Origin of the sequence: Bradyrhizobium glycinis, assembly GCF_016031655.1 — a bacterium.
GTDB lineage: Bacteria > Pseudomonadota > Alphaproteobacteria > Rhizobiales > Xanthobacteraceae > Bradyrhizobium > Bradyrhizobium glycinis.
The window spans coordinates 727927-753386 of the sequence record NZ_JACCHQ010000001.1 but is presented as its reverse complement, the minus strand read 5'-3'; the positions used below and the strand labels follow the sequence as shown (position 1 = coordinate 753386).

At 64.6% G+C, this 25460-nt stretch carries 33 protein-coding genes; 10 read left to right on the top strand and 23 right to left on the bottom strand.

Annotated features, from left to right (window positions below):
- Positions 1-18: 18 nt before the first annotated feature.
- Together HZZ16_RS03630 and HZZ16_RS03625 are read right to left on the bottom strand one after the other, a co-directional pair.
- Complete coding sequence (locus tag HZZ16_RS03630) at positions 19-765, bottom strand: ABC transporter ATP-binding protein (RefSeq protein ID WP_197947120.1); 747 nt, start codon at positions 763-765, stop codon at positions 19-21.
- A complete protein-coding gene (locus HZZ16_RS03625) occupies positions 758-1513 on the bottom strand; it encodes an ABC transporter ATP-binding protein (protein WP_008551999.1) in 756 nt (251 codons plus the stop codon). Before HZZ16_RS03625 ends, HZZ16_RS03630 begins: the two co-directional genes overlap by 8 nt.
- A 338-nt stretch (positions 1514-1851) precedes the next feature.
- Between HZZ16_RS03625 and HZZ16_RS03620 the strand changes: the two genes are divergently transcribed.
- Positions 1852-2499, top strand: coding sequence for a hypothetical protein (locus HZZ16_RS03620; protein ID WP_197947119.1), 648 nt, complete (start codon positions 1852-1854; stop codon positions 2497-2499).
- 3 nt (positions 2500-2502) lie between these two features.
- Here the strand turns inward: HZZ16_RS03620 and HZZ16_RS03615 are convergent, their stop codons facing one another.
- Positions 2503-2862, bottom strand: a complete 360-nt coding sequence (locus tag HZZ16_RS03615; RefSeq protein WP_197947118.1) for an ArsC family reductase — start codon at positions 2860-2862, stop codon at positions 2503-2505.
- A 105-nt stretch (positions 2863-2967) separates the two neighbouring features.
- Here HZZ16_RS03615 and HZZ16_RS03610 point away from each other — a divergent pair, with 105 nt between their 5' ends.
- Entirely contained in the window at positions 2968-3339 is a 372-nt protein-coding gene (locus tag HZZ16_RS03610) for a tRNA-binding protein (RefSeq protein ID WP_197947117.1), read from the top strand.
- Between the two features lie 12 nt (positions 3340-3351).
- Here the strand turns inward: HZZ16_RS03610 and HZZ16_RS03605 are convergent, their stop codons facing one another.
- Together HZZ16_RS03605 and HZZ16_RS03600 are read right to left on the bottom strand one after the other, a co-directional pair.
- Positions 3352-4056: a glutathione S-transferase family protein gene (locus HZZ16_RS03605; protein ID WP_197947116.1), complete on the bottom strand. Its 705-nt coding sequence runs from the start codon at positions 4054-4056 to the stop codon at positions 3352-3354.
- A 78-nt stretch (positions 4057-4134) separates the two neighbouring features.
- On the bottom strand, positions 4135-4281 hold the full coding sequence (locus HZZ16_RS03600; protein WP_197947115.1) for a hypothetical protein: 147 nt from the start codon (positions 4279-4281) through the stop codon (positions 4135-4137).
- 163 nt (positions 4282-4444) lie between these two features.
- On the opposite strand from HZZ16_RS03600, the gene HZZ16_RS03595 reads away from it, so the two are divergent.
- On the top strand, positions 4445-4657 hold the full coding sequence (locus HZZ16_RS03595) for a hypothetical protein (protein ID WP_197947114.1): 213 nt from the start codon (positions 4445-4447) through the stop codon (positions 4655-4657).
- 6 nt (positions 4658-4663) lie between these two features.
- Here the strand turns inward: HZZ16_RS03595 and HZZ16_RS03590 are convergent, their stop codons facing one another.
- Positions 4664-5335 (bottom strand): DUF429 domain-containing protein, encoded by a 672-nt coding sequence (locus HZZ16_RS03590; protein ID WP_197947113.1) that lies wholly within the window; start codon positions 5333-5335, stop codon positions 4664-4666.
- A 1163-nt stretch (positions 5336-6498) separates the two neighbouring features.
- Between HZZ16_RS03590 and HZZ16_RS03585 the strand changes: the two genes are divergently transcribed.
- Together HZZ16_RS03585 and HZZ16_RS03580 are read left to right on the top strand one after the other, a co-directional pair.
- Positions 6499-7824 carry a TROVE domain-containing protein gene (locus HZZ16_RS03585; RefSeq protein ID WP_197947112.1) on the top strand — a complete coding sequence of 442 codons (1326 nt, stop codon included), beginning with the start codon at positions 6499-6501 and terminating at the stop codon, positions 7822-7824.
- 110 nt (positions 7825-7934) lie between these two features.
- Positions 7935-9275: an RtcB family protein gene (locus tag HZZ16_RS03580; RefSeq protein ID WP_197947111.1), complete on the top strand. Its 1341-nt coding sequence runs from the start codon at positions 7935-7937 to the stop codon at positions 9273-9275.
- A gap of 44 nt (positions 9276-9319) precedes the next feature.
- Here the strand turns inward: HZZ16_RS03580 and HZZ16_RS03575 are convergent, their stop codons facing one another.
- From HZZ16_RS03575 to HZZ16_RS03560, 4 genes are all read right to left on the bottom strand, one after another.
- Positions 9320-10522, bottom strand: coding sequence for a serine hydrolase domain-containing protein (locus tag HZZ16_RS03575; RefSeq protein WP_197947110.1), 1203 nt, complete (start codon positions 10520-10522; stop codon positions 9320-9322).
- A gap of 69 nt (positions 10523-10591) precedes the next feature.
- Complete coding sequence (locus HZZ16_RS03570) at positions 10592-11284, bottom strand: GNAT family N-acetyltransferase (RefSeq protein ID WP_197947109.1); 693 nt, start codon at positions 11282-11284, stop codon at positions 10592-10594.
- Positions 11285-11289: 5 nt separating this feature from the next.
- Positions 11290-11637, bottom strand: a complete 348-nt coding sequence (locus HZZ16_RS03565) for a Lin0512 family protein (protein ID WP_018646107.1) — start codon at positions 11635-11637, stop codon at positions 11290-11292.
- Between the two features lie 225 nt (positions 11638-11862).
- Entirely contained in the window at positions 11863-13515 is a 1653-nt protein-coding gene (locus HZZ16_RS03560; RefSeq protein WP_197947108.1) for an acetolactate synthase large subunit, read from the bottom strand.
- Between the two features lie 255 nt (positions 13516-13770).
- On the opposite strand from HZZ16_RS03560, the gene HZZ16_RS03555 reads away from it, so the two are divergent.
- Both HZZ16_RS03555 and HZZ16_RS03550 read left to right on the top strand, forming a co-directional pair.
- The gene (locus tag HZZ16_RS03555) at positions 13771-14643 is read left to right on the top strand and encodes a bifunctional helix-turn-helix transcriptional regulator/GNAT family N-acetyltransferase (RefSeq protein ID WP_197947107.1); all 873 of its coding nucleotides are present in this window, start codon (positions 13771-13773) and stop codon (positions 14641-14643) included.
- An 85-nt stretch (positions 14644-14728) separates the two neighbouring features.
- Positions 14729-15115, top strand: a complete 387-nt coding sequence (locus tag HZZ16_RS03550) for an ester cyclase (protein WP_197947106.1) — start codon at positions 14729-14731, stop codon at positions 15113-15115.
- Between the two features lie 21 nt (positions 15116-15136).
- Here the strand turns inward: HZZ16_RS03550 and HZZ16_RS03545 are convergent, their stop codons facing one another.
- Complete coding sequence (locus tag HZZ16_RS03545; protein WP_197947105.1) at positions 15137-16357, bottom strand: MFS transporter; 1221 nt, start codon at positions 16355-16357, stop codon at positions 15137-15139.
- A gap of 360 nt (positions 16358-16717) precedes the next feature.
- Between HZZ16_RS03545 and HZZ16_RS03540 the strand changes: the two genes are divergently transcribed.
- Together HZZ16_RS03540 and HZZ16_RS03535 are read left to right on the top strand one after the other, a co-directional pair.
- Entirely contained in the window at positions 16718-17179 is a 462-nt protein-coding gene (locus tag HZZ16_RS03540) for a cupin domain-containing protein (protein ID WP_197947104.1), read from the top strand.
- 10 nt (positions 17180-17189) lie between these two features.
- Positions 17190-17690: a peptide deformylase gene (locus tag HZZ16_RS03535; RefSeq protein WP_197947103.1), complete on the top strand. Its 501-nt coding sequence runs from the start codon at positions 17190-17192 to the stop codon at positions 17688-17690.
- 146 nt (positions 17691-17836) lie between these two features.
- On the opposite strand, the gene HZZ16_RS03530 is transcribed toward HZZ16_RS03535, so the two are convergent.
- The 5 genes from HZZ16_RS03530 to HZZ16_RS03510 all read right to left on the bottom strand — a co-directional run bounded on the left by HZZ16_RS03530 (position 17837) and on the right by HZZ16_RS03510 (position 21412).
- Positions 17837-18199: an ArsR/SmtB family transcription factor gene (locus tag HZZ16_RS03530; protein ID WP_197947102.1), complete on the bottom strand. Its 363-nt coding sequence runs from the start codon at positions 18197-18199 to the stop codon at positions 17837-17839.
- The gene (locus tag HZZ16_RS03525; RefSeq protein ID WP_197947101.1) at positions 18199-18861 is read right to left on the bottom strand and encodes an SRPBCC family protein; all 663 of its coding nucleotides are present in this window, start codon (positions 18859-18861) and stop codon (positions 18199-18201) included. The genes HZZ16_RS03530 and HZZ16_RS03525 overlap by 1 nt, the downstream gene beginning before the upstream one ends.
- A 198-nt stretch (positions 18862-19059) precedes the next feature.
- Complete coding sequence (locus tag HZZ16_RS03520; protein ID WP_197947100.1) at positions 19060-20298, bottom strand: serine hydrolase domain-containing protein; 1239 nt, start codon at positions 20296-20298, stop codon at positions 19060-19062.
- A gap of 90 nt (positions 20299-20388) precedes the next feature.
- Entirely contained in the window at positions 20389-20565 is a 177-nt protein-coding gene (locus tag HZZ16_RS37060) for a PIN domain-containing protein (protein ID WP_246509933.1), read from the bottom strand.
- A 193-nt stretch (positions 20566-20758) separates the two neighbouring features.
- Entirely contained in the window at positions 20759-21412 is a 654-nt protein-coding gene (locus HZZ16_RS03510) for a glutathione S-transferase (protein WP_197947099.1), read from the bottom strand.
- A gap of 115 nt (positions 21413-21527) precedes the next feature.
- Here HZZ16_RS03510 and HZZ16_RS03505 point away from each other — a divergent pair, with 115 nt between their 5' ends.
- Positions 21528-22091, top strand: coding sequence for a TetR/AcrR family transcriptional regulator (locus tag HZZ16_RS03505; RefSeq protein ID WP_197947098.1), 564 nt, complete (start codon positions 21528-21530; stop codon positions 22089-22091).
- 131 nt (positions 22092-22222) lie between these two features.
- Here HZZ16_RS03505 and HZZ16_RS03500 read toward each other — a convergent pair whose 3' ends face one another.
- From HZZ16_RS03500 to HZZ16_RS03470, 7 genes are all read right to left on the bottom strand, one after another.
- A complete protein-coding gene (locus HZZ16_RS03500; RefSeq protein WP_197947097.1) occupies positions 22223-22867 on the bottom strand; it encodes a hypothetical protein in 645 nt (214 codons plus the stop codon).
- Positions 22864-23676 carry a ComEC/Rec2 family competence protein gene (locus tag HZZ16_RS03495; protein WP_246509931.1) on the bottom strand — a complete coding sequence of 271 codons (813 nt, stop codon included), beginning with the start codon at positions 23674-23676 and terminating at the stop codon, positions 22864-22866. Before HZZ16_RS03495 ends, HZZ16_RS03500 begins: the two co-directional genes overlap by 4 nt.
- 337 nt (positions 23677-24013) lie before the next feature.
- Complete coding sequence (locus HZZ16_RS03490) at positions 24014-24265, bottom strand: hypothetical protein (protein WP_197947095.1); 252 nt, start codon at positions 24263-24265, stop codon at positions 24014-24016.
- Positions 24262-24444 (bottom strand): hypothetical protein, encoded by a 183-nt coding sequence (locus HZZ16_RS03485; protein WP_197947094.1) that lies wholly within the window; start codon positions 24442-24444, stop codon positions 24262-24264. Before HZZ16_RS03485 ends, HZZ16_RS03490 begins: the two co-directional genes overlap by 4 nt.
- Positions 24441-24647: a hypothetical protein gene (locus tag HZZ16_RS03480; RefSeq protein WP_197947093.1), complete on the bottom strand. Its 207-nt coding sequence runs from the start codon at positions 24645-24647 to the stop codon at positions 24441-24443. Before HZZ16_RS03480 ends, HZZ16_RS03485 begins: the two co-directional genes overlap by 4 nt.
- Entirely contained in the window at positions 24644-25129 is a 486-nt protein-coding gene (locus tag HZZ16_RS03475; protein WP_197947092.1) for a type IV toxin-antitoxin system AbiEi family antitoxin domain-containing protein, read from the bottom strand. The genes HZZ16_RS03480 and HZZ16_RS03475 overlap by 4 nt, the downstream gene beginning before the upstream one ends.
- A gap of 4 nt (positions 25130-25133) precedes the next feature.
- On the bottom strand, positions 25134-25373 hold the full coding sequence (locus HZZ16_RS03470) for a hypothetical protein (RefSeq protein WP_197947091.1): 240 nt from the start codon (positions 25371-25373) through the stop codon (positions 25134-25136).
- Positions 25374-25460: the final 87 nt, after the last annotated feature.

Genomic DNA, 25460 nt, shown 5'->3' with positions numbered 1-25460 from the left:
ATTCAACCCGCCCGGCGCTCAGACGCCGAGATAGGTGTGGAGCTTGTCCATGTTGGCGGCAAGCTCCGAATTGGAAAACCCGTCAATGATCTTGCCGTGCTCGACCACGTAGTAGCGGTCGGCCACGGTGGAGGCGAAGCGGAAGTTCTGCTCGACCAGGAGGATGGTGAAGCCCTCCTTCTTGAGCCGCGCAATGGTGTGGCCGATCTGCTGGATGATGACGGGTGCAAGGCCCTCGGTCGGCTCGTCCAGCATCAGGAAGCTCGCGCCGGTGCGCAGGATGCGCGCGATCGCGAGCATCTGCTGCTCGCCGCCCGACAGCTTGGTGCCCTGGCTGCTCAGCCGCTCCTTCAAGTTCGGGAACAGCTCGAAGATCTGGTCGAGCGGTAATCCGCCCGCACGGACCACCGGCGGGAGCATCAAATTCTCGCGGACGTCGAGGCTGGAGAATATGCCCCGCTCTTCCGGGCAGAAGGCGACGCCCATGCGCGCGATTCTGTCGGAGGTCGCGCGGATGATCTCCTGATTGTTGAACTTCACCGAGCCGGTGCGCTTGCCGATGATGCCCATGATCGACTTCAGCGTCGTCGTCTTGCCGGCGCCGTTGCGCCCGAGCAGGGTGACGACCTCGCCCGCGTTCACGTCGAAGTCGATCCCGTGCAGGATGTGAGACTCGCCGTACCAGGCTTCCAGGTTGCGGACTTGCAGGATGTTCCCGCCGGTCGCAGCCCTGGCCGGAGCCTCGGCGATCGCAGTGTCAGGCATGACCGGCTCCCAGATAAGCTTCCTTGACGCGCTCGTCCTTGGTGAGCTCGGAGTAATGGCCCTGCGCGAGCACCTGCCCGCGCGTCAGCACCGTGATGATGTCGGACAGGTTGGCCACGACGCTCAGATTATGCTCGACCATCAGGATGGTGTATTTCGCGGAGATGCGCTTGATCAGCGCCGCGATCTTGTCGATGTCCTCGTGGCCCATGCCGGCCATCGGCTCGTCGAGCAGCATCATCTCGGGGTCGAGTGCCAGCGTGGTCGCGATCTCGAGCGCGCGCTTGCGCCCATAGGGCATCTCGACCGCGGGCGTGTTGGCAAACTCGCTGAGGCCGACGTCGTTCAAAAGCTCGCGGGCGCGATCGTTGAAGCGGTTGAGCACGGACTTGGAGCGCCAGAAGTCGAACGAGGAGCCATGCTGGCGCTGCAGCGCGACACGGACGTTCTCGAGCGCGGTGAGATGGGGAAACACCGCCGAAATCTGGAACGAACGGACCAGCCCCATGCGGGCCACATCCGCCGGCGCCATCGCGGTGATGTCCTGCCCCTTGTACAGGATTTTCCCGGCCGACGGCTTGAGGAACTTGGTCAAGAGATTGAAGCAGGTCGTCTTGCCGGCCCCGTTCGGGCCGATCAACGCGTGAATGCTCCCACGGCGAACCTTGAGCGCAACGTCGCGGACGGCGAAGAAGCCCGCGAACTCCTTGGTCAAGCCTTCCGTTTCGAGAATGAACTCATCGGCCAAACAGTTTTCCCCCTGCCCGCGCGCGGCGCGTGGCTGTCCTTGTTGCTTCGGCTGTCCGGAGGACTTGCAGCCCACCGGGGCGCCGCCTCCGGGCGCGGAATATGCCGGAGGTGACGGGGGTTAGGCAAGGCGGAAAGCTGAGCAGGTCAGGCCTTCGGCTGGGATACAAATGCTCCCTTAGTCGCAGATGTCGAGGTCGTGCCTGCCCGGCCTTTCCGGTTCGCAAGGCACCGGCCATCAAGCCGTCGTTAACGGTCTTTCGTCTCCCGCGCCAGTCTTCATCGAAAATTTTCCCGCAAGCCCGATCATCCCAGGGTTTTCACGTCGGAGAGTATGTCTTGGATTTTGCAAGCGCGGCTCCCTCCATCGTCAAGTCGATCCGCCAGCGTGATCTCCTCAACACGTGGCTGCGACTTTATGCGCGCCAGCAGACCGCTCCGGCGATCTGGGAGTATCAGCCCGCACGGCTCCAGGAGGAGCTGCCGGATCTCGTCTATTATACGGTGAAGCTTTCGACGCCGACGCCGCGTCTCGTCATCGAGAGCGAAGGCACGCGCATCTCGCGCGCCTATGGGCATACCGGCAAGGGCGTTTCGCTCGACGATTTCGTCGGACCGCGGCTCGCGCCGTACGTGCTGCCGATCTATCATGAATGCGTCGCGCGCGGCCTTCCGGTCTACAGCGTTGCCGACGTCGACGACATCTATGGCCGCATCGTCGCCTATGAGCGGCTGCTGCTGCCGTTCCTGACCGACGGCAGGGTCAGCCACGTCATCGCGTCAGTAAAGACCTTCTGCGAGGACGGCGGCTTCGAGATCAGGAATCTGATGCGCGGAAATGACGCGCTGCCGCGCCCGAAGCTGCGGGCCGTGATCGATCGCGAGCTGTTTCATCGCGCCCCCGGCCGCATCGCGCCCGCCGATCCGGTCGAGTTCTCGGAACAGCCGGGCCCCGCCATCTCCAACGAGATCATCGAGCTGAAATAGCCGTCAGCGCGCCTTGCCGCCGACCTCCTTGGCATAGATATCCGGCTTGAAGCCGACCAACAGCTTGCCGCCGATTTCGAGCACCGGCCGCTTGATCATCGATGGTTGCGCTAGCATGAGGGCGAGCGCCTTCTTCTCGGTGAGGCCTTCCTTGTCGGAATCGGGGAGCTTCTTGAAGGTCGTCCCGGCGCGATTGAGCAGGGTCTCCCAACCGACCTTGTCGCTCCACTGCTTCAGCCTGTCCTTCTCGACACCCGCCGCTTTGTAGTCGTGAAACGCGTAAGCCACGCCATGGGCATCGAGCCAGGCGCGGGCCTTCTTCATGGTGTCGCAGTTCTTGATGCCGTAGATGATGGTGGGCAAGACGGTCCTCGTGCATGGCGTATCGGTGATATGCGTGGCGTTGTACGAAACTCCGCCTCGCGCGACAATGTTGCGACACGCGCCAACCCTCCGAACGGACATCCCATGCACGTTACCCACGATCCCGCGGCGGCCGCCGCACCAACCATCGACTTCGACGCTTTCCTCGCGGTCGACGTCCGTGTCGGCACCATCGTCGACGCCAAACCGTTTCCGGAAGCGCGCAAACCGGCCTGGCGGCTGTGGATCGATTTCGGCCCCGCCATCGGCGTGCGCAAGAGCTCGGCCCAGATCACCGAAAACCACCCGCTCGAAAGCCTCGTGGGCCAACAGGTCGCGGCCGTCGTCAATTTCCCGCCGCGCCAGATCGGCCCCGTCGTCTCCGAGGTGCTGACGCTCGGCTTCCCCGATGCGAACGGCAAGGTCGTGCTGGTGCAGCCGAGCAAGCCGGTGCCGAACGGCGGACGGCTGTTCTAGCCTCAGGCCGTGTCATGGCCGCTGCGGAATGTTCAATCCACGCTGCACCGCCGGACGCGCAAGCCCGCGCTCGAGCCAGGCGCCGACCGCGCTGAACTGACTGAACTCGACGACATCGCCGGCGCCATAAAAGCCGATGAGATTGCGCACCCAGCCGAGCATGGAGATGTCGGCGATGGTGTAGTCGTCATCCATGAACCATTGCCGGCCGGCGAGATGCGCATCCATCACGCCGAGCAGGCGCTTGGCTTCGGCCACGTAGCGGTCTCGGGGCCGCTTGTCCTCGTAGTCCTTGCCGGCGAATTTGTGGAAGAAGCCGACCTGGCCGAACATCGGCCCGACGCCGCCCATCTGGAAGTGCAGCCACTGCAGCGTCTGATAGCGCCGCGCGGCATCCTGCGGCAGCAGCTTGCGCGTTTTCTCCGCGAGATATTGCAGGATCGCCCCGGACTCGAACAGGGGCAGCGGCCTGCCTCCGGGGCCGTTCGGATCGAGGATCGCCGGGATCTTGCCGTTCGGATTGAGCGAGAGGAATTCCGGCGTCTTCTGATCATCCTTGCCGAAATCAACGAGGTGAACCTCGTACGGCAGCCCGATCTCCTCCAGCATGATCGAGACCTTGACGCCATTCGGCGTCGGCAACGAATAGAGCTGGAGCAGTTCGGGATGCTTGGCGGGCCAACGCCTGGTGATGCGGAAGACGGACAGATCGGACATCGGGACCTTGGGTGCATGGACTGAGGCGTGCTCAATCTAGGCAAGATGCCGCACCGCGCAAGTCACTTCCGGCTGTGCTTAAGGCGGCAGCGTCGCCATCGCCACGATCGGGGGCATTGCTTCGTGCTGCAGCCGAGACTCGATGAACCGTTGACCCGTGATCAACAGCAGGGCCGTAAAGGCAATCGCGAGCATCGCGGTCGCCAATTGGCACTCGTCGTACATGGTATTGTGTCCCTCGACAGCCTCTGCCGTAGAACGTCGGCTCAAGCGCCACGTTCCTCGGCGGCAACCAAATATTGCTATTTTTTCCTGATTTCGCTGCGAAGACATCCCTGTTCCTGCGGCTCTCACAGGGACCAATGGCCCCCTCGCGCGTTGTCGATCGATGAACATCGAGAAACGCGCCCTGCTCGACCACGCTGAACGCTGTCGCCGCGTGGCGAACGATCTCACGCACAGCAAAGCCGCGCAGCGGTTGCGGGCAATGGCCGACGAGTACGAAGCGAGAGCAACAAGACTGGACGACGAAGACGTCCGCTCGACTGCAAGCCGCGATAGTCGCTGCCACCTGGAAGGCAAGGGCGAGCGGCAGGGCTGATCGCCTTCAGAAGTTGATCTCCATCCGTAGTCCGCGCGGATCGGTCCTGCCGTCACCAACGGATTGCGTGCTGTCGCGCGCTGCGAGGGCGCAGGCACAGGCGTCGATGAGATCGTCGCGACCAATCCCGGTGCCGCGGCGCAGCGTGAGCCATCTCTCGACCTCAGTGAAGCCGCGGCCTCTCAAAAGCGCGATACGCTGCTCGCGGCCACGCGGCGAGGTCTTCGGTTCGAGCCGCACGCGCCCCGCCAGATCCCAGAAGATCAATTCCGGATGCGCTTCGCCGATCGTCGCCTGCCGCGCCGGCGTCATGACCTCATCAACCTCCCTCATCTTGTCCCTGATATTCCACAGTTGCGCCGACACGCCCCTGCCCTTGCCTTCGTGCTTCCAGTAATGGCGATTGGCCGCCGCCATGTCCTGGAATGTCCAGAGGTTGCGGCGGGCGCCGAGAAACACGGCTGGACCGATCAGTTCGCGCGCCCGCAGATCGCAGGCGCGATAGCCGCTCGCGTTCAGTCCGATCGGCATGTCGATCATCGCGCGGGCGTGCGGCATTGCGAGCAGACGCGACAGGCTAGGCGAATAATCGAAGCCGTGATCGCCGCGCTCATCGATCCACGCTGCGACCCAGCCGAAGCGAAATCCGTCGAGCCCCAGATAGTTTTGGCAAGTCATGCGTCCGTCAATTTCAGTTTCCGCGCGCGTCTCGCTTGACATCCGCAAGTTGCGGGCGTATGTCCCGCGCCCTCGCAAGCACTTCCGTTTGCGACAGACACCATGAACCGAGCGATGTCGTACCGCTACGAAAGAATTGTCTGCACGCCGAATAGCTCCAAGCTATTCGATTGCGCATGCCTGGCTCATGGGAGCGATCTTGCCTGACCGCAAGATCGACAATCCGCTTCTCACGGACCCTCCCGAGCCTGCCGCTCCGGAGGGTTTTTTGTTGCCCGCCGCGCGGCCCAACCGAACAACCCGGCAATGGCCGGAACGGGAGACCCGGATCCCGGGGCTCGCGCTGAGAAGGCGCGTGCCCAAGTGCGCGGGGCCTGCCGGAGGGAACGAGGCGATGAGCCGGACACCGATGGCAGAGCGAGCCCAGTGGGTTCGCAATGTGCGGCGCGTCGACAGCGCCGCGATCGAATTTTTTGTAGCTCGGTTTGCCGCGAGTGGTCGCGGCTCAACCGACGCTGGTGGTGAAGATGCCGGATACTTCCTCCACGGCCAAGCGGGGATAGCCTCCCGCCTTTGACACACGCACCGGGATGCGGCCTCGGAAAAGGTTCGCACGCGGCCCGGCGCAGGATCTGTCCGCAAGGAAACATCCTGTGTTGTCGTCACTGACGCCGACATCGCCCGTTCCCCAGCGTATCCATCAAAGGCCGATGCGAAAGCATCGGCCTGGCGGTGGTGAAGATGCCTGTTACTTCGGACCGCGCAGGTTCGACTCCTGCAAGAGCAAGGGCCGGTCGCCCGCAAGGGCAGCAACAGCATCGCTCGTTCCCCGCCAACCCCATCACGATCCGTGGTGAAGATTTCTGTTACTTCGCCTGCAACGCGAGAGGTCGCGGGTTCGAATCCCGCCCGGTGTCCCATGCACCGGTAGCTCAGAGGATAGAGCGCTTTCCGGCGAGCTTCGGCTCGTCGGGTCACAGCAATCGCCTGTTCCCGGATCGTGTCCCCTTAGCCACCGCCGGTGGTGAAGAGTGCTGCTACTTCGGCGTCGGAGGTTCGAACCCTCCCGGACGCAAGTCCGTAGCTCAGTGGGTAGAGCACGAACAGCCTCGCTTGTTCCCCGGCACCCTTTCATTTCCCCATCAACCCAAGAGGAGGCCGTCATGGTCAGGCTCAACAAGATCGCTCGCGCCTTCACGCGGGAGGGCGCACGCGCCGTGCGCTTCACGCCCGAGATGGAGCTGAAGCGCGCGCTGATGAACTGCCTTCTCTGGGAGGACCAGTTCTATGAGGACGGCGTTGCGATCGCCGACCGCATCAAGGCCCTCGTGCCCAAGGTCGCGCCTGCGCGCGTCGCGCAGCTTGCGATCGAGGCCCGCGAGGTGATGAAGCTGCGGCACGCACCGCTGCTCGTCATCCGCGAGATGGCGCGGAACGAGAAGCACCGCGCTCTCGTCGCGGACACGCTCGCTCAGGTGATCCAGCGCCCCGACGAGATGACGGAGCTGCTTGCGATCTACTGGGCGGATGCGCTGGGGCCGATGCAGCAGCGCAAGCGTCAGCCGGTCTCGGCGCAGGTCAAGAAGGGCCTTGCCCGCGCGCTGACCAAGTTCGACGCCTATCAGCTCGCCAAGTGGGACCGCGACGGCGCGGTGCGGATCAGGGACGTTTTGTTCCTGGTGCACGCCAAGCCGAAAGACGCCGAGCAGGCGAAGGTGTGGAAGCAGCTCGTCGATGGCGAGCTCGCCTCCCCCGACACCTGGGAGGTTTCGCTGTCGGCCGGCAAGAACAAGCGCGAGACCTTCGAGCGGCTGATCGCCGAGCGAAAGCTCGGCGGCCTGGCGCTGCTGCGCAATCTGCGCCTGATGCAGAATGCGCAGGCCCCGCGCGAGACCATCGCAGGCGCGATCGAGGCGATGCGGACGGATCGCATCCTTCCCTACCGCTTCATCACGGCGGCGCGCTATGCGCCGGACTTCGAGCCCGAGCTCGAGGCTGCGATGCTCAAGTCGATCAAGGACCATGTCCGGCTTCCGGGCCGCACCCGGCTCCTGATCGACGTGTCCGGTTCGATGTTCATGCCTCTCTCCGCGCAGTCGGAAATGACCCGTGCGGAGGCGGCGTGTGGCCTTGCCATCCTCGCCCGCGAGATCTGCGACGAGGTCGAGATCTTCACCTTCTCCAATGAGGTCGTGAAGGTTCCGCCCCGCCGCGGCTTCGCGCTTCGAGATGCGATCATCAACTCGCAGCCGCATGGCGGAACCTATCTCGGCAAGGCGGTGACGGAGATCGACCGCAAGGGCGATCGCCTGATCGTCTTCACCGACGAGCAGAGCCACGACCAGGTGCCCGAGCCGAGGGCGCGCGGCACCCTGGTCAACGTGGCCTCGTATCAGCACGGTGTCGGTCACGGCGCCTGGACCCGCGTCAACGGCTTCTCCGAGGCCGTGGTCGCGTGGATCGCAGCGTCCGAGACGGCGTTGAACTGATGCGCAACGACAACGGCCCCGGACGCGAGATGCGCCCGGGGCCAGCGAAATCTCTGAAATGATCCGCCCGCCCCGTTATGGTGCGCGCGGAATGACAAGGACCTGCGACCATGCGACGACCCGATCCCTACATGGAACGCGCCCGCGAGCTCTGCCTCGCCGCCGGTATCGATCCCGACTCGCGCGTCGGCGAAGGACGCGGCCAGCCGGCCTGGTGCCTGTACAAGGACGCAGCGCGCAAGGAGCATCTTGCCCGCGAGGCCAATGCGACCGCGAGCTCGATTGCCGCGTTCCGGACGCAGGATGCCCGTTTCCAGAATGCGCCGCTGAAGGTGTTCGGCCCGCACGAGGATGCGACGATTGCACAGATGCGCAATTGCATGGCAATCGGCAATGTCGTCTCCGGCGTGATCTGCGCCGACGGCCATCTCGGCTACGCGCAGCCGGTCGGCGGGGTCATCGCCTATGAGAAGCAGATCAGCATCTCCGGGGTCGGCTTCGACATCGGCTGCGGCAACATGGCGGCTCGGCTCGACACGCGCTTCGAGGACATCGCGGAGATCGCACCCACGATCATCCGCGACGTCGCCAAGGTGATCTCGTTCGGCGTCGGCCGTGCCAACGCGGAACGGGCCGAGCACGACCTGTTCGACGACGGCGACGCCTGGCGCGAAAGCGACATGGAGGACTACCGTCAGAAGGCCGTGAAGCAGCTCGGCACGGTCGGATCGGGCAATCACTATGTCGACCTCATGCGCGACGAGGAAGGCTTTGTCTGGATCGGCGTCCACTTCGGCAGCCGCGGCCTCGGACACACCTCCGCGACGCGGTACCTCAAGGCCGCCGGCGGCAAGGACGGCATGAACGTCCCGCCCGCCGTGGTCGACGAGGACAGCGAGCTCGGCCGCCGCTACATCGCGGCGATGCAGCTCGCCGGGCGCTATGCCTATGCGGGCCGCGAGTGGGTGGTGGAGCGCGTCCGCCAGATCATCGGCGGCAGCGTGACCGAGACCGTGCACAACCACCACAATTACGCCTGGCGTGAGACCCACGACGGCAAGGATTTGTGGGTGGTGCGCAAGGGCGCGACGCCGGCGTTTCCCGGCCAGAAGGGATTCGTCGGCGGCTCGATGGGCGACGATGCCGTGATTCTCGAAGGCGTCGACAGTCCGGAAGCCAGGGCTTCGCTCTACTCGACCGTGCATGGCGCCGGCCGCCTGTTCGGACGACGTGAGGCCAAGCGACGCTTCTCGCGCGACGAGATGGATCGCTGGCTGAACGAGCGCGGCGTCGCCTTGATCGGCGCCGACCTCGACGAAAGCCCGATGGCCTATCGCCGCCTGCCGGACGTGCTGGCCCAGCACGCCGGCACCGTGCGGGTGCTGCACACGCTGCGGCCGTTCGCCGTCGCCATGGCCGGCGAAGGCGAGTTCGATCCTTGGAAGGACTGACGCGAATGACGAGCGGAGGCGGGTGCGTCCTGCTCGTTTCGTTTCTAGACCGGCGCTTTCGTCAACCCCTGGACCGCCTGATAGGCCAGGCGCTTGAACTCGAAGAAGAACGGATTCCAGAAGCCCATGTAGCGCTGGGCCATCAGGACGCCCGCGGTATTGGCTTCCGGACAGATCCACCAATGGGTGCCGGCAAGTCCGCCCCATTGGAATTCGCCGGTCGAGTTCGGCGGATCAAACGGTGTTGGCGTGAAGGTGACGGCGCCGCCGAGGCCAAAGCCCTTGCCGGGGATCGGCCCGAGATTGGCGAACCGAATGGTCTGGCCTGCGGGCAGCTGGTTCGTCATCATCTGCCGCAGCGTCTCCGGCTTCAGCAGCGTATCCGACCCAGGCAGCAGCGCACGCACCAGCGCGAGCATGTCCGGCAGGGTCGAGACCAGACCGCCGCCGCCCGAGAGCCGCGGCAGCGGCCGCCGATAGGCTTGCGGGTAAGGCAGATGGTCGGCCCGCGTGAGGCCGGGCTTCATCGGGTCGAGCACGTCGGCGCCGTTGTAGAGCGCGACCAGCCTGCCCTGCTGTGCTTCGGGGACATGGAAGCCGGTATCGGTCATCCCGAGGGAATCGAAGATGCGCGCCTTCAGGAAGACATCGAGCGGCTGGCCGGAGACCACCTCGACCACACGGCCGAGCACGTCGGTCGCCACGGAATATTCCCAGGCCGTCCCAGGGTGATAGGACAGCGGCAGATCGGCGAGCTTGCCGATCATGTCGGAGAGCGGGGTCAACGGATTGAGCACGCCTGCCTCGTTGTAACCCTTGAACAGCACCGTGCCGGGATCGAAGATGCCGTAGCTGAGACCCGAGGTGTGGGTCAGGAGCTGGCGGATCGTGATCGGGCTGTTCGCCGGCTCGACATCGGCAAGGCTCGAAGCGCCCTGCTTCAGCACCTTGCGATTGCCAAGCTGCGACAGAAATTTTTCGATGGGATCATCGAGGCCGATGCGGCCTTGCTCGACCAGCAGCATGATCGCGCAGGTGACGAAGATCTTGGTGTTGGAAAACGCGCGGAAGATATGGTCGGGCCGCAGCGCGGTGTTCGCCTCGCGGTCGGCAAAGCCGACGCATTGCTGATCGACCACCTCGCGGCCGCGCAGCACGGCCCACGATATGCCGGGAATGATCTCCCGATCGACGTAGCGTTGCATCGCCGTCCGTACGGCGGAAAAATCAGGCGTTCTGGCGTCCATGTGCTCCCCCCAGTTGTGGTTGGAATCGATATAGCGCGATTTCTCAGGATAAGAAGCCCACCGCGCAGCTCATCCCTGCTTCATCAGCACGGTGACCTGCAGGCGACGCCGAATCCGCATGCCTTGCCGCTGGTACAGCGCAATGGCAGACGTATTGTTCGAGAACACGTGCAGGAACGGAATTTCCCCGCGCGCCTCGATCTGGCGCGCGATGGCGGCGAGCAAAGCCTGCGCGTAGCCGCGACCGCGATGATCGGGATGCACGCAGACCGCCGTCATCTCAGTGAAATTGCCCGGCTTCATCCGCTCGCCGGCCATGGCGACGAGCTCGCCGCGAGCGCGGATGCCGAGGAAGGTGCCGAGCTCGTGCGTCCGGGCCGCGAATGGCCCGGGTTTGGTCAGCTCGGTCAGCGCCATCATGGCGGGAACATCGGCTGCGCCGAGGCGGACGATCTCGGCATCGGGCAGCGAGGCGTCGGCGGGCGAGCCGATCATCTGCTCGCCGGGCTCGGCGAGCAGCACCTTGAAGCCGGCGGGAATTTCGACCGGCTCGGGCGTGAACAGCACCGAGACTTGCGAGCCCGACATGAGGTCGCCGAGCGCCGCAAAACTTGCCGCGGACATGTCCGCCATATCGGCAAACGGCGTCATGTCCACGGGATAGCGCAGAGCCCGCGGGCCGCCCTCGGCCAGATGCTTCTGGCTCGTCGTCAGCGCGCTCCAGATCGGATGATCCAGCAGTGCCTCATCGCTCGCGGACATCAGCCTTAGTCCTTGTCGAAGCTGACGATGACGGCGGCATTGGCAATCAGGATGGGATCGTTGGCCACTTCCGTGGCCGAGGGGATCTCCAACCCGCCCTTGACCGCGGTGACGGTCACGGTGCCGTAAGGCAGCTCCTTGGCGACGGCTTCCTTGTCCACCGCCTCGGGATTGGGCACGCCGATCGTGACGTCCACGAACATGTCGTTCGCGGTCTTGCCGATCATCCGGAAGAAGCCGAGGCTCGAATGCCTGATGGCATCGGAGACAGCGCGCTTGGCCGCCTTGGTGGCGTCCCTGCCATGGACGTCGACCCCCATGCCCATCTCGGTGACACAACGAACGCGGGTCATTTCATATTCCTGTGGTTGGTTGAGTGATTGAAAGTGTCTGCGATCAGCGAGTGCGGCACAAGTGCGATCGCCCCTCGCGTGTCCCGGACGCGCTGCAACGCTTTCGGCGTTGCTGCGCAGAGCCGGGACCCAGGAAGCCGCAGCATTCGCTGATGGATGGGCCCCGGCTCTGCAGCGCACCGCCAAGGGGCGCTGCGCGGCGTCCGGGGCACGAGACTATCGCTTTCACGCCTTCGCCTTCTCATGCGCCCGCAGCTCGTCCACGAGCACCCGGACGTTCTCCGAATAATCGACCGGGATCGAGACCAGATGTACGCCGCCCTCCCTGAAGGCGGCATCGAGCGTCGGGCCGAAGCTGTCGATGCTTTCGATGCGATGACCCTTGGCGCCATAGGCCTTGGCGTACAGCGCAAAATCCGGATTGCCGAACGTCATGCCGTAATCGGCGAAGTGATCGACGGCTTGCTTCCAGCGGATCATGCCGTAGGCGTTGTCCTCCAGCACCAGCACGACCAGGTTGAGCTTGAGGCGGACCGCCGTCTCCATCTCCTGGCTGTTCATCATGAAGCCGCCGTCGCCGGCAACCGCAAGCACACGGCGGTCGGGATAGAGCATCGCGGCCATCATCGCCGACGGCAGGCCGGCGCCCATGGTCGCCAGCGCGTTGTCGAGCAGCAGCGTGTTGGCGACGCGGGTGCGGTAGTTGCGCGCGAACCAGATCTTGTACATGCCGTTGTCGAGCGCGACGATGCCGTTCTCCGGGATCACCTGGCGGATATCGTGCACGATGCGCTGCGGCGTCGGCGGCCAGCGCGCCTCGGTCGCCCGGTCGGCAATGTGATTCAGGATCTCGTTGCGCAGCGGCAGCAGCGCCGCCGCCTGCGGCAGCTTGCCTTCGAGCCGGTCCGCCAGCAACTCCAGGCTTGGGCCGACGTCCCCGACGACCTCGGCGTCGGGAAAATAGACCTGCTCGACGCTAGCCGGCGTGTAGCTGACGTGAATGACCTTCGGACCCGAAGGGCCCATGATGAATGGCGGTTTCTCGATCGGATCGTGGCCGATTGCGACGATCAGGTCGGCAGCGTCAATGGCATCGTGCACATAGTCGCGCTCGGATAAGGCGGCAGTGCCCATGTAGAGATTGGTGCCGCCGGGCACGGTGCCCTTGCCCATCTGCGTCGTGAAGAACGGAATGCCGGTCCGCCGCACGAAGCTTGCGATGCCGTGGGTCGACCGTGGCCGGCTGGTCGCCGCGCCCATCATCACCAGTGGACGCCTTGCGGCCGTGATCATCTCGGCGGCGCGGTCGAGCGCGGCGCGATGAGCGACCGGGATTTCGATCGGATGAACGGGGACCATGGGAACGCCGGGCACTTCGTCGCCGGCAACGTCCTCGGGCAGCTCGAGATGCACGGGCCCGGGCCGCTCCTCCATCGCGACGCGAAAGGAGTCGCGCACCACAGTCGGAATGCTGGAGGCGCTGACAATCTGCCGTGACAGCTTGGTCAACGGCTTCATGGTCGCCACCACGTCCACGATCTGGAAGCGGGCTTGCCGGCTGCTCATGATCGGCTTTTGACCGGTGATCAGGATCATCGGCATGGCACCGAGATGCGCATAGGCGGCGCCTGTCGACAGGTTGAGCGCGCCGGGGCCGAGCGTCGACAGACAAACGCCGGGCTTGCCGGTCAGCCGCCCATGCGTTGCGGCCATGAAGGCGGCAGCCTGCTCGTGGCGGGTGAGGACCAGCTCGATCCTGGACGCGCGCAGCGATTCGATCAGGTCGAGATTCTCTTCGCCGGGAATGCCGAAGATGCGGTCGACACTTTCATTCTCCAGGGCCGCGACGAACAGGTCGGACCCCTTTTTGCGTTCCATCCCGCCCAATGTCGCCTCCCAGTAAGCCGGCTCCCGTATTCCACGGCAGCAGCCGAATGGTAACGCTCCGCGGCGCAGGCACAACTCACAAAGAGAGGCGCAATTGAATCGACCTCGTCACTCTCGAGCGCCACGACATCCTGCAGCGCCCTGGCAGCGTCAAGCCATTCCACCACGCAAGGTCGCGGCCAGTGCGCCGAGCAGATCGGCCAGTCGCGATTGACAGCCCCAGATATCTGACTAAAGTCAGACATCATGCTCGATCCCGTCTCGCGCGTTCGCCGCTTCAACCGCGCCGTCACCTCTGCCGTCGGAGCACTCGATACCTCGTTTCTCGGGCGCGGCCGGCCGCTCGGTGCCGCGCGCGTGCTCAATGCGATCGGGCACGGGCGTTCGGACGTCGCCGAAATCCGGGACTATCTCGGTCTCGATTCCGGGCTGATGAGCCGGCTGCTCCGCAGCCTCGAGGACGAGGGGTTGATCGAGACCGCCGCACGCGAGGACGATGCGCGGCGGCGCATGGCAAAGCTCACACGGGCAGGCCGGCGCGAGTTCACAGCCTACGAGGCGCTGTCCAACGCGCAGGCCGAAGGTCTTCTCGCGCAACATTCGCAACGCGAGGCGTTGCTGGCGGCGATGGACCTGATCGCCTCCGCGCTGGCGCGCGAGCGCGTCATCCTGGAGGAGATGGATCCGCGCTGCGAGCAAGCGCGCTACTGCCTCGGCGAGTACTATGCCGAGCTCGGCCGCCGCTTCAGCCAAGGCTTTGACGTCTCGCTGTCACGCGACCCCGACGCCAGGGACATGCGCCGCCCGCGCGGCACATTCCTCGTTGCGATATCGGACACCCTGCCGATCGGCTGCGTCGGCCTGAAGGGCACCGATCACGGCTACGCCGAGATCAAGCGGCTGTGGGTCGCTCCCGCCGCGCGCGGGCTGCGGCTCGGCCGCCGCCTGATGGATGCGGCCGAGAGCGCCGCGCGCGAGCTCGGCATCACACTGCTGCGGCTCGACACCAACAGCGCGCTGCCCGAAGCCGGTCAGCTCTATCGCGGCACGGGCTGGCGCGAGATCCCGCGCTTCAACGACGATCCGTATCCGGACCTCTTCTTCGAAAAGCGGCTCTGATGCTGGACCGGTTCGCGATCCTCGCGCGTTAGGTCGAAGCCGTGTTAGTCGAAGCCGTGTTAGTCGAGGCCTTGGGAGCTTCGATATGACGAGAGACGACCTCGCCGACATCTACCGCGCCTACATCGCCTGCCTGAACCGGCGGGATTGGCCAGCGCTCGGACAATTCGTGCATGAGGAGGCCACCCACAACGCGCGGCCCCTTGGGCTTGAGGGTTATCGCGCGATGCTGGAACAGGATGTTCGGGAGATCCCCGATTTGCAGTTCCACATCCAGATGCTGATCTGCGATCCTCCCCGCATCGCCGCCCGATTGAAGTTTGACTGCGCACCAGTCGGGACATTCCTCGGTCTCGCGGTCAATGGGAAGCGCGTGTCCTTCTGCGAAAACGTGTTCTACGAATTTCACGACGGCAAGATCCGGCAGGTCTGGTCGGTGATCGACAAGACCGCGGTCGAGGCGCAGCTCTGAAGCCGCGCCTCGATCTCGAATTCACGCCGCCGCCGGCGCCACCTCGCCCTGCGGCTTTGCGAAGGGGCGGAACGTCATCGCCATCAGGAAGGCCCCCAGGCCCATCGCCCAGGAGGCGATGTAGAGCCAGGCATAGCTGGAGAAGGCATCGTAGATCAGGCCGCCGGCGAGCGGGCCGGTCGCCATGCCGAGGCTGCCGGCCATCGCCGTGCCGCCGATCACCGTGCCCATCATCTTGAGCGGGAAGTTCTCACGGATCAGAACGGCGTAGAGCGGCATGGTGCCGGCATAGATGAAGCCGAAGATGGCGCCGACCGCATAGAACGTCGTGAGCTGTTGCGCGAAGACGTAGGCGAGCGCGCCGAATGCCTGCAGCAGCAGGCCCGAGACCAGCACGCGCTTGGCGCCGAAGCGATCGCCCATCAGGCCGAAGGCGATGCGCCCGCCGAGGCCGGCAAATCCCTCGATGCTGTAGATCGTCACCGCCGCGACCAGCGGGATGCCGCAGCTCACGGCGTAGCTGACGGTGTGGATGATCGGGCCGGAATGCGTCGCGCAGCAGAAGAAGTTGGTGGCGAGCAGGATCAGGAATTGCGGCGAGCGCAGCGCCTCGCCCATCGACATCTCGTTTGGTCCGGCGGCTTCGGCGACGGGCGCGGCCGGGCCTTGCGCGAGCGCCGGCGGACGGCGCACCAGGAACGAGACCGGGATCATGATGGCACCGACCACGAGCGCGATGATCTGCATCGAGGTACGCCAGTCGTGGCCGGAGACGAGCCAGGCCGCCAGTGGCGACATCGTCATCGGCGCCATGCCCATGCCGGCGGAGACCAGCGACACCGCAAGGCCGCGATTGGTGTCGAACCAGCCGGTGACGGTCGCCATCATCGGCGCGAAGATCGCCGCGCAGGCGGCGCCGACCAGGAGGCCGAACACGATTTGGAACACGAGAAGCGAGGTGGCGTGGCTCGCCGCAAACAGGCTGAGCGCCAGCACGGTCGATCCCGTCAGCACCACCGGCAGCGGCCCGAACCGGTCCGACAGCGTGCCCCAAGCCATGCTGGTGAACGCCATCGCCAGGAAGCCGATCGTCATCGCGCTGGAGATGCCGGTCACGGACCAGCCGGTGTCCTTCGTGATCGGCTGCAGGAACACCGGCAGCGAAAACATGCCGCCGATCGCGACGCAGCCAAGCGCGCCGCCGGCGGCGACGATCACCCAGCGATAGTTGGAAGAAGTCATTTCAGTCTCCCGTCAGGTCTGTCTCGCGTGGAAGACGAATGGGAACTGGGCCGGCCGACAGGCTGACGTCATTTTTGCCGCACGCTTTCGTGACCCGGCAACAAAACTCGAAAAACAACCCCATGCACAGTAGCCGCCGTCAGCAGGATCAACGACTTAAGAGGCCAGGAACTGCCAACTCGGCGCTTACTCTCGTCCACTGCCGACATCATCACCACGGGTTTGACCCGTCGGGCAAAACACCGGCATAATGGCATCATCCCACGAGCTTGACCGCCGCTGTATGGACGCCCGCCGATCATGGCGCCGGCTGCCTATCCGGCGCGCTTTCACGCTCGGATTTCGAATGGAACGCTCCACATGCCAAAGGTCGACGTCGCCGCCGTGCCCGCCCGCAAGGGCTCCGGCTATCCCGCGCCGTTCAATGCGCCTTGCGCCGAGCGCGTTCGCAAGCGGCTCGGCGATGCCGGAGGCCTGACGGATTTCGGCGTCAATCTGATGCGCCTGCCGCCGGGCGGCTGGTCGAGCCAGCGGCACTGGCATTCCCACGAGGACGAGTTCGTCTACATCCTCGAAGGCGAAGTGACGCTGATCGAGGATGGCGGCGAAACCGTGCTGCGCGCGGGCGACTGCGCCGCCTTCCCCAAGGCCAGCGGCAACGGCCATCACATGATCAACAGGTCGAGCGTGACGGCAGTCTATCTCGAGATCGGCTCGCGCTCGCAAGCCGACCTCATCACCTGCTCCGACATCGACATGATGAGCCCGGCATCGGACGGCCGCTTCCTGCACAAGGACGGCACGCCTTATCCGGGGCAGTAAGAGGCGCATCATGACCATTCGCCCGATCATTCGCTATCCCGACCGCCGGCTGGCGCTGCCGGCCCGCCCCGTCACCGCGTTCGACGAATTCTTGCGCGAGCTTGCGCAGGATCTGCTCGACACGATGCGCGCAGCGCCCGGGATCGGCATCACCGCACCGCATATCGGCGTGCCCTTGCGTGTTGTGGTGCTGGAGCTCGACGCGAAGGACGGCGCGCGGACCTACGTCAATCCGGAGATCGCATGGGCCTCGCCGGAGATGATCATGCATCGCGAAGGCAGCGTCTCGATGCCGGGGGTCAATGACGAGGTGCAGCGCCATGAGCGGGTGCGGATCAGCTATCAGGACCTGGACGGCAGCATGCACACCGAGGAATCGGATGCCTTGCGCGCGGTGTGCCATCAACACGAGATCGACCAGCTCGACGGCATGTTCTGGATCCAGCGGCTGTCGCGGCTGAAGCGGGAGCGGCTGGTGAAGAAGTATGAGAAGATGGCACGGAGTTCGTAGGGTGGATTAGCGAAGCGTAATCCACCAATTTGAGCATCTGTAGCCCGGATGGAGCGCAGCGTAATCCGGACGGACCAGCGGCTTCGCACAACTGCCTGTGTGAGTCCCGGATTTCGCTTCGCTCCATCCGGGCTACGGAAACGCACTCACGCCCTCTTGCCGCTCCGCTTTACGATTGGCGCCTTGCGACGCTCGCGCCTGCCGCGCGCGATCTCGGTGGCGAGCGCGTCCAGCTTCGGCTCCCAGAAAGTCCTGAACTGGCCGACCCAGGCATCGACCGTCTGCAGCCCGGCGGCGTCGACCGAATAGAGGCGCCTTTGCGCCTCGGCCCGAACGCTCGCAAAGCCGCTCTCGCGCAGCACCTTGAGATGCTGCGAGACCGCCGCCTGGGTGATGCCGAACTCGGCCCCGATGACGTCGACGACCTCCCCGGATGCCATCTCCTTGAGGCCGAGCAGCTCGAGGATGCGACGGCGCACGGGATCGGCGAGGACCTCAAAGGGGTGCATCAGCTTCCGGTGCCGGGATGAACGATGTCGGGCGGCGTCTCGCCGCGATAGAACGCGATGGTGCGGTCCGAGCGCTTCTTCGCCGTGGCTGGATCGACCCCGCTTGCGACATGCGCCGCACGCCAGGACTCGCCGCTCGTCGTCATGAATTCCTTGCCCTCTGGCGAGACCATCCAGGCCTCCGCCGTTTCATGATCGACCGATGCCCCGGTCGCAAGGTATCGCTCCAGTCCGGCAAGCGCGAGGTCCCAGCCGATACCCACCGCACCCGGACCGAACTGATTCCAATGATCCTCGATGATCGCGGTGTGCTCGAGCGTCAGGCGCGCCTGGCTTCGCTCGGCTGTCAGGCTGACGTCGATCCAGCTCGTGGCGCCGCCGAATTCCCAGGTCGCGGCGAAATGGGTCGGCGGCGTACAGGACGTGATGGTGCCGCCCGCATTGCCCTTGACCTGGTAGCGTCCGCCGAGCCGGAGCTCTCCCTCGACCGGCGCAAACCAGCGCGGGATCCGCTCCCTGCTGGTCACGGCGTCCCAGAGATCGTCGACGCTGGTGTCGTAGAGCCGCGTGAGGGTCACGACGCTCGCCGGTTTCCCGTCTTTCTCGAAGCTCCTCACCGAGCGTGTCACAAGCCCCAAGACCGTGGCGACATCGATCTGCATTGATTCCTCCTGATGGTCTCGTCAAAGCAGGAATATCGATTCCTACTAATATAAGTCAACTCTTATATTACGATCCGCGTCGAACCGCTTCGCCGGTCCTATCAACGAACTCGACTGACTATGCTGGCACGCTGTCGTCGCTCGACTTGGCCGGGCGGTGACAGCGGAGGATTGAGGTAGGGCCGGCTCTCGCGCGCCCTACCCGCCCGCCATCAGCGCCTCGGCCAGCGCCATGTAGGCCGGCAGCGTCACGGGATCGTTGGCGGCGTTGCCCGCCATGGGATGCGAGGCGTAGCGCGCGATCACCATCTCGGCCTTGGGATCGATGTAGATGCCCTGGCCGTAAACGCCGCGCGCCATGTAGGCGCCGTGGTCGTTGTGCGTGACCCACCATTGATTGCGGTAGGAGGCGCCCGGCAGCGTGGTGTAGCCGGCCGGCTTGAACTTTTCGGGATCGCCGCCACGCGCGATGTCCTCGACCACTTGCGACGGCACGATCTGGCGGCCGTTGAAGCGGCCGTGATTGCGCATGGTCTCGCCGAAGCGGGCGAGATCGCGCAACGTGGTGGAGAGGCCGCCGCCGCCGCTCTCGGTGCCGATGCGATCGACGTGATAGTGCGCATCCTCCTCCGCGCCCATCGGCTGCCAGATTCGCTCCGACAGAAGATCGGACAACGTCAGGCCGCTGGCGCGCCGGCAGATCCACGCGAGCACGTCGGTGTTGACGGTCTTGTAGGCAAAGGCCTTGCCGTGCTCGCCCAGCTTCTTTTGCGCGATCAGGAAATCGAAAATGGTGGTCGGCCCGTCATAGCCGGGCGGGATCGGCGCCATGCCGTTGGCGCGCCGAAGGCCCCACACGTCCGAGTTCTTGTCGGCATAGACCTCGGTGTAGAGCAGCCCCGTGGTCATATCCATGACCTCGTGCACGCGCGCATCGCCAAACGCGCTTGGCTTCAACTCCGGGACATAGTCCGTGACCGGCGCCTGCGGATCGATCTTGCCCTCGGCGACCAGGATCCCGGCGAGCACGCCGGTGAACGATTTCGTCACCGACATCGCGATATGCGGCTTGTGCGGCTTCAACGCGCCGAAATAGCGCTCATAGATCAGCCTGCCCCGATGCAGCACCGCGATGCCGTCGGTGTAGGTCTCCTCCAGCATCTTTGCGAAGGTCATGGGCCGCCCGTCCATCGTGGTCGAGGCCACCGCGCCGATGTCCTGTTCCGCGCGCGGCAGCGGCGACGCCGGCCCCGCCCCGCGCCAGACATTCACCGTCGGCACCAGCTGGCGGATGTTGCTCCAGGCCCAGCGGAGTTCGGGGAAATTGCGGAAGGAGCCGTTTTGGAAGGTGATGAGGCGGTCGGGGGATGGCGGGAAGCCACGCATCCAGCCGAGGGCTTCGGGGTCGGTGGCAGTGGCGGTAGGCGCGACGGACATCAAGGCTGGCTCCGGAAGGGCGATTCTGATCTCGTATCACGTGCGAGCAGAGCGCACATCCGACGCAAGCGCGGAGCACCTGCGCGGCGATCAGGACAGCGGCAACTTGCCGAAAGGATCGAGCACCTGCACGCCGAGCGGCTCGAAATGCCTGACGTTGCGCGACAGGATCGTCAGCGCGTACTGGCGCGCCGTGGCAGCAATGACGATATCGGCGAATCCGGGCGCATGCCTTTGCCGCGAGCCCGGTCCGACACTACCCCGCAAGCCGCGCGGCAGGCGTGTCGAACGCCAGAATTCGATCGCCGGAGAGATGCAGCACGACCTCTAGCCAATGCGCCAAGTCCTTGCTCCTGCGCGTGGCTCTCTCGCGCCGCAGCTTTGCTATTCCGTCCTCGACCTCTGCGATCGTCACGACGGACAAGTACAGGGAGGCGGATTGTGCGCAAGACGATCTCAATCAAGATGCCTTGGCCGGCTCAGACATTGTTATCCGGTTCTTGACACTAGGACGCTCCTGCATCCTTGCATACCATGCCAAAAGAGCCTCGCACTCCACCGGCACCGGCACGCTCACGAGTCCCGCGAAGATCAAGCCGCCTATGAGGGTGATATCGGCCATCGTGAACGCTTCGCCGGCGACGAACGGCTGTTCTTTCAGAATGCCGTCAAAGTAGAGCATCCCCCTGAGTGCCTTGTCGCGCTGGCGGAATCCCCATTCGGGGTTCTGATAGATCTCGACATGAGGCCCAAGACCCGGCGTGGCGTGGTGGAAATAGACACTGATGGCATCGAGCAGTTCCAGTTCGGCGCGCTTGCTCATCATGTGAATCACACCCTTTTCGCGCGGGGTCCTGCCGGTCAGCGTCGGCGCGCCATCGAGCGCATCAAGGTACTCGGTAATTGCCGTGCACTCGCCAATGAAGGTCCCGTCGTCGAGTTCGAGCACCGGCAGGGTGCCGGAGTAGTTCTTGGCGAGGAATTCGGGCTTCTTGTGCTCGCCCTTGTAGAGATCGACCAATACGAACTGCACGTGCGACGGCAGGTTCTTTTCGGCCAAGGCGATGCGAACGCGGGCCGGATACGGACCAGTGGGCCAATCGTAAATCTTCATCACGACTCCTATTTTGTCTACCTGTCACTTGGTAGGCCCGATATGAAGACTTCCAATCCGAGGGGTCAAGCCCTACCTGTCACTTGGTAGATAACGAAGCAGTGAGGGCGACGAAGTGAGTTCAAGCGCTCGGGAGGCCATCTTGGCGGCAGCAAAGCGGACGGCGCAGGCGCACGGCTATGTCGGCTTGAATTTCCGCGATCTCGCGGACGAAGTCGGGATCAAGGCCGCCAGCATCTACCACCATTTCCCAAGCAAGGCCGATCTCGGCGTAGCCGTCGCACGGCGCTACTGGGAGGACACCGCCGCCCAACTCGAGGCGATGCTGGCAGAAACCGCCGATCCTGTCCGCTGCCTGCGTCGATATCCCGATCTGTTTCGCAAAGCGCTGGAGAGCGACAATCGCATGTGCCTCTGCAGCTTCATGTCCGCGGAAGTCGAGGACCTGCCGGGCGCAGTGAAGAAGGAGGTCCAGACATTTGCCGACGTCAACGTGGCGTGGCTGAGCAAGCTGTTGGTGGCCGCGGGCCTGGTCAGTCATAGAAAGAGCGAACAGCGGGCCCGCGCCATTTTCGCCGCCATCGCCGGCGCGCAGCTCATCGCCAGAAGCCGCTCCGATATTTCGCTCTACGACTCGATGATCGACAACTATCGCGCCGCGGGTCTTCTGCCGGCATAGATGGTCCTAACATCAGACCGCAGTGAGGTGGCCGCCCCCTCACTCCCACTCGATCATCAACGGAGCGAGAAAACCCCCATAAAATGGGACTTTCCAGACGTTTCGCTGTCGCGATACCGCCACATATACCGTCAAGTGGAAGCGGTCGCCCTGACCTTCCTTGTGGAGTGGACGGCCAGCACGTTGCACACGAAGCGCGCGCCGCTGTGACGCGCGCTGATAGCGCAGACCACGTACTGAAGGACGAAGAAGCCACCCGCGATCCATCGAGCAGCCGGAGCCGCGCCAGCGTACCAAAGCGCGGCGGGCACCAGCGGGATCAACAGCAGCGACACCACAGCCATGTCGCGGTACATCAGGTACAGCCGGTGCGCCTGGACCACCGCAGCATCGTCTCCCACCAGCCGGTAGAGCTTGTACCACTTCGCGTTTTGCTCGCCGGGGTCAGTCGGCAGCGTCCCGACGTTCTTGCCCAGGGCCTTCATGTCGATGCGGGAATCAGCGGGCGCGTGCTTCGTGAACGCCTGACTTCCGGGCAGCGGGTTCCTGATCCTCCAGAAGATAAGCCGAGCCTTTGCGTCGTGAGACAGCGGCCCCGTCAGCAAGAGCACCACGACGGGCAGCAGCGGCGACACGCTCGCGCGCAGGATGGTGGTCATGCTCGCGTCCACCAGCTCGGGCGCAATGAACAGCAGCACGACGGCCACATCCAGCGCGGCCAGAGCGGCCAGCCATTTGATGTTCGCAGCCTTCAGCGCGTCGGAGCGGCTTTTCATCCCATCCACTCGGTGTCGATGGCGAAATTGCCGTTGTCCTGCACGTCAAACTGAATCCAGCCGTCTCGCCGCGTGGTCAGGACGTGGCGGCGCTTCATGGTTGTTCTGACCAGGACGCCGGCATCCGACACCACGGGCCTGTAATCCCTGCGCTGGGTGTCGTGGATGATGGACTTGTCAGAAACGACCACTGCCTGCGGGCGGCAGATTTCGAAAGCCTCTTTGCAAAAGCCATTCTCTCGGCCGTGGTGCGACGCCATCAACACATCAACCCCGCTGAGACGGGCGCGAAAATCTGACCTTTCTAACAGCGCCAGCCATCCGTCGCGCTCCAGGTCGCCGGGGAACAGAAACACCGTGCCGGCGTAGCGGATGAATACCACCAAGCTCAAGTTATTGGTGTCGATGAAGCGTGGAAAAGGGTTGTGAAACAGCTCGCAGGTGATGCCGTTCATGCCCTGGTCGAAAGGCAGTATCGCGGGCGCGTTGAAGCTGTCGCAGGCGGACACATACCATTCGGCGTCGCCCGTCAGCGGGCCACTGCCCAGCTTGATAGCGCGCATTGCCGCCCCTGTGTAGGAGGGGTTTCGGATCAGCGTGTCCACGCTGATGCCCATCTGTCCCAGGCCGCGCAGGTCGCTCATGTGGTCCTGGTCAGCGTTGGTGATGAACAGGTAATCGAGCGTGGTCCGGCCGAGGTTATACCGGATGTAGGCGCTGGGCGACCAGTTATCGGAGTTGCCGGCGTCGATCATCGCCAGCCTTCCGCCGACATCGCCCCCGAGCGTTGGCGTGATGTGCTGAATCATCGCGCACGCGCCGTGCTCCACGTCCCAAACGCGTAGGCGCATAACCCCAGGCATTGACCACCCTCGCCCCTATACCAGCGGCTGGAATGTAGTGACTGGGGCTCGCGCCCGCTAGGGTTGCAGCAGTGGAAAACTCAGGTTCTACCCCGCAAAGTGCGTAGGCATTCGCGGACGGCTGGGTCCGTGGCGTACCTGACGGCGGCGCGCTCTTGCGCGCAGTGGCGGCACTGTCCTCCGCTGGTGTACCGCTGGCCGGCGTGGCCGCGATAACAAGGCACCCCGTAGAAGAACCGCCTCCCGGCCTGTTGTGCGGCTTTGCGCGCGCCTGTGGCGATGCTCATGTCCGGTATGGCCCCCAGCCAACGGATGCGGTCCGCAGGCGTCGCATACGGGCCTCCAGGGCCTCCAGGTCAGAACGCAGCTCGGCACGTTTGGCGGCATCGGCGCAGGTTCGGCAGCGTTGGACTAGCGCGGCACGCTGGGGGCGCATGGTCGCAAGGCGCGCGTCCTCGCTTTTCAGCTCGGTCGGGAAGCCAGCCGCCAGCGCGATCAGCATCGCGGCCCATGCGCTCAGACCGGTGGTGTTCATGCCTTGCCCCCGGTCTTGTAGTCGCGGAAGCGATACGCGGACGGCTTCCATGCCTTCATCGCGTCGCGCAGGCGTTCAGCAACTTTCCGGTCATCAGCCGACACGCCGCCATCGGTTGCAACGGTGTCGGCCAGCTTCTCGGCGGCGACCAGCAGGGAGAACAGATCGGCGTCCTTCATTGTTCAGCCTCCAGTGCGATGTCCAGGGACCGAAACGCCAAGTCATCGCGGCCGGCGCGAATGCACTGCTCGACTGCTTGACGCATCAGGCTTGCGGCGGTTGCCAGAGCGTCGGCGCGGTCGGACTCGCTCGCATGCGGCGGGTTGAGGAACACGGCGGCGCCCCTGGCGGCTGCTTTGGTCGTGGTGAAAATGGTTTTCACTCGTCTTCTCCATCGATTTCGATTGGCGGTTTCACGTCCAGCTCCGCAGTCGCTACGGCCGTCAGGGCTAGGCGCAGTTCCTCGGCCAGCACTTGTTTGAAGCGGGTTTCATCCTTCATCCCCAGAAGGGTGAGGGTCACGCGCCTCGGCACTTCCATTACTCGGGTGCGAATGAGCGTGTTCCTCGCGACCTGGACAGCTTCGAACTCGCTTATGAGGGCTACTTCACCGCGCGCGCGCGCCAGCTCCAGCTCCACCCGATCAGCCTCGGCCTTGAGCTTGCGGACGCGCTGCTTGTTGAGTTCGCTTCCGTCGCCTGCGGCGTTGTCAATCAGGGCCTTGATGGACGCGCCGAGTTCGAAACGCCCACGCTCGACGCGCTCAAGGGTGCCTTGCTCGGCCATGCGTCGGATGTGGCGAGCACCGACGCCGATCAGGGCGCCCAGTTCTTCGTCCGTAACGAGGGCTTGCGGGTCGATCATGGCTTCAGCGGTCCAGGCCCTGACGCACGCGGTCAGCGAACTGATGCGCACGCGGGTTGTCGTTCGGGTTGCCACGTTCGCGGCGGCTGCGTTTGCCGCTGTTGGGCTTGCGGCGCTTGCGCTTCTGGCCCTCGGGCTTGGCCTCCAGGGCCTGCGGGAGCGCAGGCCGAGTGACGTGGACGGGCGCCGCTTCTTCGACTTGGAGAAGGTTCGCGAGCACGTTGCGGATGCGTTTGATGAACATGGTGTCAGGTCTTGCGATGCCCCGGACTTGAAGTCGGCGGCGGGGCTATGCCGGTATTGGTCGCTGGCCCTTTCCTCTCCACGGCGG